Annotated in this window: 7 protein-coding genes; 5 read left to right on the top strand and 2 right to left on the bottom strand. The window is 34.4% G+C overall.

Features of this window, described 5'->3' with window-relative positions; translation table 11 throughout:
* Nucleotides 1–483: 483 nt before the first annotated feature.
* On the bottom strand, nucleotides 484–1107 hold the full coding sequence (gene hisIE / locus H592_RS0105825) for a bifunctional phosphoribosyl-AMP cyclohydrolase/phosphoribosyl-ATP diphosphatase HisIE (RefSeq protein ID WP_028867949.1): 624 nt from the start codon (nucleotides 1105–1107) through the stop codon (nucleotides 484–486).
* Nucleotides 1104–1877, bottom strand: coding sequence for an imidazole glycerol phosphate synthase subunit HisF (hisF, locus tag H592_RS0105820; protein ID WP_028867948.1), 774 nt, complete (start codon nucleotides 1875–1877; stop codon nucleotides 1104–1106). Before hisF ends, hisIE begins: the two co-directional genes overlap by 4 nt.
* A 794-nt stretch (nucleotides 1878–2671) precedes the next feature.
* Between hisF and H592_RS0105815 the strand changes: the two genes are divergently transcribed.
* The 5 genes from H592_RS0105815 to H592_RS0105795 all read left to right on the top strand — a co-directional run bounded on the left by H592_RS0105815 (nucleotide 2672) and on the right by H592_RS0105795 (nucleotide 8946).
* On the top strand, nucleotides 2672–3370 hold the full coding sequence (locus H592_RS0105815; protein WP_028867947.1) for an MOSC domain-containing protein: 699 nt from the start codon (nucleotides 2672–2674) through the stop codon (nucleotides 3368–3370).
* Between the two features lie 624 nt (nucleotides 3371–3994).
* Nucleotides 3995–4156 (top strand): hypothetical protein, encoded by a 162-nt coding sequence (locus H592_RS24370; RefSeq protein WP_211235626.1) that lies wholly within the window; start codon nucleotides 3995–3997, stop codon nucleotides 4154–4156.
* Nucleotides 4157–4324: 168 nt separating this feature from the next.
* The gene (locus H592_RS23200) at nucleotides 4325–5701 is read left to right on the top strand and encodes a methyl-accepting chemotaxis protein (protein WP_211235625.1); all 1377 of its coding nucleotides are present in this window, start codon (nucleotides 4325–4327) and stop codon (nucleotides 5699–5701) included.
* Nucleotides 5702–6246: 545 nt separating this feature from the next.
* Nucleotides 6247–7878 (top strand): sensor domain-containing diguanylate cyclase, encoded by a 1632-nt coding sequence (locus tag H592_RS23195; protein WP_051369034.1) that lies wholly within the window; start codon nucleotides 6247–6249, stop codon nucleotides 7876–7878.
* A gap of 546 nt (nucleotides 7879–8424) precedes the next feature.
* The gene (locus tag H592_RS0105795) at nucleotides 8425–8946 is read left to right on the top strand and encodes a DUF2878 domain-containing protein (RefSeq protein WP_028867946.1); all 522 of its coding nucleotides are present in this window, start codon (nucleotides 8425–8427) and stop codon (nucleotides 8944–8946) included.

Genomic DNA, 8946 nt, shown 5'->3' with positions numbered 1-8946 from the left:
CGAAGATTAAGGGCAGTACAGCTTAACTTGTGGAAGAAGCCGAGTCGGCTACATCGACGATTAAAGCAGCTGAAATATAAGCCACCCTTTAAGTTCATTAAAATGAACTCGTGGCGAAATTCGAGAAGCCCCTTATCAAGTTTTGCGATGCCGAATAGTTGGTTTGAAGGGCTTGGTTTGTATAATATAGAGAATGTAAATACAGGTTGGCTTGCTCCATCAGCGTTTATGAAAAGCGGATGATGGAATAAAAGAATACAGGAGCCGTATACGAGGCCCGTACGTACGGTTCTGTGAGAGGGATGAGGCAAAAGCCTCACCCTACTCGATATGAAATTGAAAAGGCAGTAAAAACTTATCTACAAAAAAGCCGCTAAGTAGGTAGCTACTAGCGGCTTTTTTATATTTATTAAAGCTAAGAAAGTGTAATAAAATCAATAAGCTAATTACATTTTCTTATAACATTTAGTCGGGTAGTTAACTTTATTTGCTATGACGTTCTTTTAGCTTAGCAGCAACATCTGCTAATGATAAACCTTCGTTTTGTAGCAATACAGTTAAGTGATAGATAAGATCTGCACTTTCACAAGTTAACTCATCCATATCTTTTGCCATTGCAGCTAGTGCAACTTCAACGCCTTCTTCACCTACTTTTTGTGAGATACGTTTAGTGCCACGTGCATACAAACTGGCAGTATAACTGCTTTCAGGATCTGCACCTTTACGACTTTTGATCACTTGTTCTAAGTCAGATAAAAAGCTTAATGATGGTTCTAGATCATTTTTAAAACAAGTTTCATTCCCTAAATGGCAAGTCGGTCCAATTGGTTCAACAATGGCAAGTAATGTGTCATTGTCACAATCAGAGCTAATCTCAATTACATTTAAAAAGTTACCTGACTGTTCACCTTTACACCATAAACGTTGTTTTGTGCGGCTGAAAAAAGTCATTTTTCCAGATTCAAGCGTTGCCGCTAATGATTCTTGATTCACGTAACCCAACATTAAAACTTTGCCTGACGTTTTATTTTGCACAACAACTGGCATTAGGTTATCTACTTTTGCCCAATCCAGTGATTGAATCTGTTCTTGTTTCATTAAACTCATAAACGAATCGCTACCTTTTCTGTTTTAAGGTAAGATTTTAACTCACCAATATTTATTATTTGTTTGTGGAATACACTCGCGGCTAAAGCACCGTCGACATCTGCTTGATTAAACACATCAGCAAAATGTACCATTTCTCCGGCGCCACCTGAAGCAATTAAAGGAATATTACAAATTGCACGTGCTTGGCTCAACTGGTCAATATCATAACCACAACGAACCCCATCTTGATTCATCACATTCAATACAACTTCACCTGCACCGCGTGATTGCACTTCTTTGATCCAATCAAAGGTATTCCATTTAGTAGTAATTGTTGCATGCTCATTACCGGTAAATTGCTTCACTTGATGTTGACCTGTTTCTTGATCAAAATATGAGTCAATGCCAATAACGATACATTGTGTGCCAAACTTTTCTGCTAAACGGTTAATAAGACTAGGGTCCGCTAACGCTGGACTATTGATAGACACTTTATCTGCGCCAAATTCGAGAATGCGTCGCGCATCTTCTTCTGTTTTAATGCCACCGGCAACGCAAAAAGGGATATCAATCACTTCTGCTACGCGGCTTACCCAACTTTTATCAACAACACGGTCATCTGAACTGGCTGTAATATCATAAAAAACCAGTTCATCAGCACCTTCTTCAGCATAACGTTTAGCAAGCGGTACGATATCGCCTACGATTTCATGGTTACGAAATTGTACACCTTTTACTACTTGTCCATCTTTAACGTCTAAACAAGGAATAATACGTTTTGCTAACATATATCATGACCTTTTATTATTTTATTATAAATCAATTGGTTACCTGCTATTTAGTCGTAAAACGAAGTGTTTTCAGCATTCCATGTGCATACTTGTTAAAATAACACAAATAATGAGCTCCTTTTTAGTCGTAAATTATTCACTTTATATTCATCAGTATACAATCTTTCTAACCCATCTTGAATGGCTATATACTTTTTTAATAGATAAAAAAACTTACACTCGATAAAAAAAGTAATAAATAACAACACTCGATTATTTACTGAGCAGCACTGCAATATAAAAATATCTTATTTTCGAAAAAAGTCTTCTATGAGACTTATACTTAGTAAGATCAATACATTAAGCTGTTTTTTAAAATCTTTAAAATCTTTAAAATCTTTCAAATTTTCGTCACACTGTATTTTGAACAAATACGTTAGTTCTTTATTTGACGTATCGTATTTTATGCATCGTTTTTAATCTATTTCTATTATTTTTTTTGTATTTCTAATTTCTTTTTATCGTTTCATAGTGTTCTTAATGTAAATGTAAGTGGTTAATTTTCACTCCTCACTTATTGTTTATAAGTACGGCTTCACTTTTTAAATTCGGTTTTCTTAATTCAATTTTTTAAATAGAACTTTAGGGCTGCTACTTATTTAAATAAACATCACCAAACGCTACATAAGAGTTACACTTCATTTTTATGGGCTTCTTTATTTGTTCTAAACTTCTGGAATTACTAGCGACTGTGCTAGTTTATGAATCTCTTGGGTTGCGTTGATATTGATTAAGATAAAAAGGAGTTAACGATGTTAGTGTTGGGTAAAGTAAATTCTGTTTTAGTTGGTAAATCACAGCCACTTGCTAATGGCTCTAATAGCGCAATAAACAAAAAATTAGTCATTGAACGTCAATACGTTAGCGTGTTAGGGCTCATCAATGATGAACAAGGAGACCATCGTTTTCATGGCGGAATCGAAAAGGCAATTCATATTTATCCTAAAGAGCATTATCAACATTGGATGAATGAGATAGGAAATAAACCTATTCTGCAAAAAGAGGGGGCTTTTGGTGAAAATATTAGCTCCGTGGGATTAACTGAAGATACTATTTGTCTCGAGGATAAGATCCGTATTGGAACAACTATTTTGCAAGTTTCTCAAGGACGAATGCCTTGTTGGAAACTCAACATTCGCTTCGATCAAAGTGACATGGCCCTAAAATTACAAAGTACATTAAAAACAGGGTGGTACTTTAGAGTGTTAGAACCAGGGACGATAGGACAAGGTGACGAAATTTTGCTTTGTGAGCGACCATACCCTGATTGGCCTTTAACAAGAATAATGGACTTAATATTCTCAGGCAGCCTTAATAAAGCTGATCTTAATCTGCTTTTAAAACTTCCCTTGGTCGATTCATGGAAGCGATTAGTAGAAAAGCGAATAGAAAGTAATTGTTTAGAAGATTGGACTTTTAGACTATTTGGCTCAAAAGGCTCCTGTAAATAACGCTATGTAACTGCGGTTTCAAACGTAGCATTTAAGACGGTCTTTGAACGTAATCATAAAACGATTTAAGACCATTTTTAATTTCTTATCGGCGCAATCCATTTCTTCAGTGCCCTATAATTACATAATGACCCATCTTTGCCGCAAAGTTATCTGTAGGGGTCACATTACGTTTCTTGACCGCTTTAAGTCTCACACTGCGCAATGGCATTGGTTGTATCCCCGTTTGAGTACAAACTAGACGTGAACAATATCAATATTCAAACAGGCGATATATTGATTATGTTTCGCGGGGTAAACTAAAGGCCTAACACGAAAATAGATAGCCAAGAAAGCTGGTCATCTTATCGAAGTGTTAATGGATAGTTCTTTGATGTTATTCTCTTCGACTCCACCGCATTCATTCACAAAACATTCATGCCATTTGCTTGATGTTTATTAGCATTATGGTTTGTTAACTTTCTTCACAAAACTGATTGAGAGTATTGGGGTAGGAGCTTTGCAATCAAATAAAAAATAAAAGTGAGACTTAGTAGCTAAATACTAAAAAAATTTAAGGTACAGCTTGTTGAATCATTTTTTTGTGCTTAGATGTTATCTGTAATAATACTTTGAGGTAACAAAATGACAATAAAAAAACAGTTAATTGCTATGTTTGTGATGGTCATGATATTGATCGCCAGTGCTATATTATTTGAAAGTTTAGCAAACGATAAAAATGATGAACAAAATAAATACAGTAATACACGTTATCTCTCTTATATTTTGGCCGATGAAATTCAATAGACATCAGCAGATTTAACTCGCCTTTGCCGAACTTTTGTCGCAACTGGAGATATCAAATATTGGGATGCTTACTGGGTTGTTGTAAAATGGAGAAATGGAGAAATTAAGCGTCCTAGCTTTGTCAATAAAGCGCTATATCCTGGAGAACGTAAAAAACAAAGTGATATTATGAAGGAGTTAAACTTTTCCGAGGCAGAGTTTAATCTACTTGATGAAGCGTCTAAAAATTCAAATGCTTTGATTGCGACAGAAACTCAAGCAATGGAATCTATTAAACAAAATAAAATTGTTGATGGGCCTTTCCAAGCTTTACCAAATGAGAGTGTCAGCGAATTTGCTTTGCGTATTGTCTTTAATAGTAATTATCATAATGAAATAGAAAAAATAATGGTTCCTGTTAGATCATTTTTTACTGCGATAGATGATCGAACAAATTTAGAATTAAAAACTTCACAAGAAAATGCTTCATTTTGGATAGAAATGAGTTTATTTAGTCAGGTTTTAGTTGCGTTGTTAATCGTTTTACTTATTTTCTTTATCGTACAAGTATTATTTAAACCGTTAGAGCGCGCAGTAAATGCGATGCTCAATATTGGTGAAGGAGATGGTGATTTAAGTCAGCGCTTAGATGCAAAAGGTAACAATGAAATTTCTAACTTAGGAAAAGGCTTTAATCTTTTTGCTAACCACATACAAAATGTTGTTGTTGAATTACGCCATTCTATTGAAGATGTTGAAGCCTCTTCAATACAGCTGAGCTCAACAGCGAGTTTAACCGATAAGTCTGTAGCAGAACAAAAAAGTGGAATTCAACAATTACTCGTGGCTCTAGACCAAATATTACCCGCGGTGCAAGAAATTGCACATAACGCAATTTTAGCCGTCGAACAGGCAAACCTATCCGATAGCGCTGCATCAACGGGTCTTAGTGTTATTAGAGAGGCAATCAGTAATATTAATCTATTAGAAACGGATATAGAAAACGCTTCTATAGTCATTAATACATTGGCAGATGATTCTGATAATATTGGTTCAGTTTTAGATGTTATTCGTGGCATTTCCGACCAAACTAACTTATTGGCACTTAACGCTGCTATTGAAGCAGCTCGAGCAGGTGAGCAAGGCCGTGGTTTTGCTGTTGTTGCGGATGAAGTGCGTACCTTGGCAAAACGAACACAAGATTCTACGTCTGAAATTCAACAAATGATTGAAAGGCTTCAAAAAGGTGCTAAAGAAGCTGTACAGGTTATGGAGTTTAGCAAAACAAGAACGACAGCATGTGTTCAGAATACTGATGAAGCGGGGAATTTTTTCGGGGAAATAACAGGTTCAGTCGCTTCTATCACTCAAATTAATCATCAAATTGCAGCGGCAACAGATGAACAAAGTACCACTCTTAAAGAAATACGTTGTACTGTTGAAACCATCAATGAGCATGTAGAGCGAACAGCAGAAGGATCTAAAAAAACAGCAAACAATAGTCAACACACAACACAATTGTCGGGGAAAATAAAATCATTAGTTAATCAATTTAAAACCGAATAATAATTATTAATAACCTTTAGATTGTCTTTGTACTAGCTAAGTTAATAATCCTCTCTTCTCATTGAAGTAATTTCAGAGAAGGGAGGAGGACAGAGTATTTAAAATAACTTACCGCACTTACTTTTAAAATATACGATTAATTAACTAGAGTCAGTACGGCTAATTACAAACCTGACTTACCTTACGAAAGTAAAGTAAAGTAATTTGAATTGATTTTGCACAGTAAAGCATTATCGGTACATTTGAGTTCGCACTTTTCCGTATGATTGGGAAATACCGATGGACAAAGCTAACAATCATCTAACTGACTTAATATTGGTCAGCTACTTTGTTATATTCAGACATTGTTCTGAATAGTTAACACTAATGAATGTATTGAATCACTAACATTCGTTGATATCCAAAGGTGCTATGAAAAATGGCTGTATGGAATTGTTTTCTAGTGGTGATAATTTTAGAACAGTTCAATTTATTTGTTGGCATTCAATCTTGTATTTTAAAATCATAATACACAAGCATCTCTCTCTATATCTGAAATGAGTAAAATGGAAATAATTAAGCAATCACTTCAACTTAAACTCATATTGATAATGACCAGTCTATTTATCATAATCGGTCTAACTGATTTTATAGTGAAAGAGCAAGTTATATACCCTAGTTTCTATAAAATAGAGCAACAAGAAGCGAGTAAAAATTTACAACGTGCAATGGGTGCTATTGATAGATTGTTATTAGATATTTCACACCGAACAAATGATTGGTCCTCATGGACAGACACTTTTGAATATGTTCAAAACCCAACAAACGATTATGAAGATAGTAATTTAGTCGACGCAACGTTTGCCTCTTATCAACTACAATTAATTTTTATACTTAACAACAAAAATGAAGTCGTCTGGGGGAAGGTATTTAACCCAAGTTTTGAGGAAGAGATTGAACTTTCTGCATTCAATAAAACAAAGTTCCCCGATAATCATCCAGCATTACAATTTGAAAATGTGAAGGAATTTACTGCAATAACAGGCGTTTTAACCACTGAATACGGGCCGATGCTGATCGCATCTCGACTTATTTACAACTCAGATGAAGTTGGCCCAAGTACTGGAACATTTATTATGGGAAAATTTTTCACCACGAAAACATTAACAGAATTAACCGATCAAATTCAAATCCCATTCAAAATTATCTTACCTAGTGACATTACATTTAACCCAATATCAACGGAGCTAAATAAACATAAAGATAAATATATTAAAACATTTGAACATGAGCTAAAAGCGTATGCAGGATATTCAGATTTTTTCTCAAAAAAAGCATTTATCATCGAAACTCAATTTCCAAGAGATATCACAGAAAAAGGAATATCAGCGCTTAGATTTAGCTCGACTATAATGATAATAGCAAGTCTTATTCTCCTTATCATGATACTGTTTTTTCTTCGCCAATTAATTTTAAATCCAATGTTACTAATGACAAATTTTCTCCATCAATTAAATAAACACAGAGATTTCAATGCACAGGTGCCGATTAAACGCTCGGATGAAATTGGTATATTAGTAGATGGTTTAAATGACATGTGTAAGACAATTGCAGAGCAAACAAACCTCTTAGAAGGAATTAACTCGAAACTTGAATTTGACTCATCAACAGATGCATTAACCGGCATTGCAAATAGGAGAGCTTTTGATAGAGCGTATTATAGATACTGGGCTATGAGTTTCAGAGAACAAAAAAGTTTCGCATTAATTATCGCGGATATTGATTTTTTTAAATTATATAATGATACCTATGGTCATCAAAAAGGAGACATCAGCCTTAAAGGTGTGGCAGAAGGTATTTCGCAATGTTTAAGAAAAAATGATTTTGTAGCCAGATACGGTGGAGAAGAGTTTGTTTTAATTCTTCCTAGTACTAATTTAGAGGGGGCAAAAAATGTAGCGAAAATGGTAATTGATACTGTTGAAAATCTAAAAATACCTCACAAAAATTCTATTGTAGGTAATACTCTGACTATCAGTCTAGGAGGAGCAGTGACTATTCCTACGCAAGAACTTTCCGCTGAAAAGTTTTTTGATATTGTTGATAAAATTTTATATCAATCCAAAGAAAAAGGCAGAAACCAAGCTCATATTATTCAAGTAGAAAATTATAATCGAGAAACAACAGAGTTACTTTAATGGGACATCGCTGCGAAGGTAATCCCTACATTTTAGATAGTTGGCTGACGAACTTTCTCTCGAAACTGATATTAAGAAAATTATTAATTACGATTTATGCCTTTTACAATCGTAATAGGCATCACACAAGTTTGGAAATATATTCTAGAATATTGCTCTAAATTTCTTTGCCACTGCATCTATTCATATTTGTAAAGGTTTATAAATCTTAATAAGTCTTTAAGCATTGTCCCCATCATTATTTAAATTAATGTCGCATTAATGCTCAGTTCGCATACATATGAGGCGCTATTATTTAGCTAAATTTTTCAATGGCTAAAGCCTTATACTAGTAAAAATATTGCCAACCAATCTGTTTATAAACAGTTGGTTTCAGCTTATTTTTGAAGATGATTACCATGAGAATTATCTTTACGATAAAAGCCCTTCCTTTTATAGGTGAGAATCAACAGCTCAAACACTACGATAAATAAATCACTAGGAGAGATCTAAATCTAGTTTAGTTTCGTATTAACTTTCATGCACAAAGAGATGGTAGGAGTTAACATGTTAGTGAATATGATCGGATTTAACTTTGCTTGGTTTGGTCTCGTATATTGGGGCAATATATTTATACCGGTTGCGCTACTGATGTTAGCTATTCATTTACTGCTTCTATCTGATAATAAAAATGAAGCTAAACTCGTTTTAGTGATCACCGTAATAGGTGTGTCAATTGACTCACTGCTTAATTACAGTAATTTCTTCATATTTATGGGGTCGGGTTATACACCTTTCTGGTTAATTGTACTGTGGGCGTGTTTTGCAAGTACGGTTTCACATAGTTTATCTTTTTTAAAGCATTCTAAATTATTACAAGTCAGTGTCGGATTCTTAATTGCTCCTCTCAGTTATATTGTAGCTGGAGAGAAGTTTAATGCCGTCGATTTTGCCTATCCAATAGTTGAAACATATATAGTGCTCGGCGTTATTTGGGCTTTATTATTCCTTATCATATTTTTATTAAAGTCACTTTTATTTGTCACAAACAGTAATGATTCGGTTGAACCCCTAATTCACAATCAATAG

It is taken from the genome of Psychromonas arctica DSM 14288, assembly GCF_000482725.1.
In the GTDB taxonomy this organism is placed as follows: domain Bacteria; phylum Pseudomonadota; class Gammaproteobacteria; order Enterobacterales; family Psychromonadaceae; genus Psychromonas; species Psychromonas arctica.
This window is presented reverse-complemented; position numbering and strand designations above follow the sequence as displayed.

Coding starts and splice junctions, on each gene's coding strand:
- H592_RS0105815 (WP_028867947.1), top strand. CDS start 2,672: ATGTTAGTGTTGGGTAAAGTAAATTCTGTTTTAGTTGGTAAATCACAG.
- hisF (WP_028867948.1), bottom strand. CDS start 1,877: ATGTTAGCAAAACGTATTATTCCTTGTTTAGACGTTAAAGATGGACAA.
- H592_RS23195 (WP_051369034.1), top strand. CDS start 6,247: ATGGAAATAATTAAGCAATCACTTCAACTTAAACTCATATTGATAATG.
- hisIE (WP_028867949.1), bottom strand. CDS start 1,107: ATGAGTTTAATGAAACAAGAACAGATTCAATCACTGGATTGGGCAAAA.
- H592_RS24370 (WP_211235626.1), top strand. CDS start 3,995: ATGACAATAAAAAAACAGTTAATTGCTATGTTTGTGATGGTCATGATA.
- H592_RS0105795 (WP_028867946.1), top strand. CDS start 8,425: ATGTTAGTGAATATGATCGGATTTAACTTTGCTTGGTTTGGTCTCGTA.
- H592_RS23200 (WP_211235625.1), top strand. CDS start 4,325: ATGAAGGAGTTAAACTTTTCCGAGGCAGAGTTTAATCTACTTGATGAA.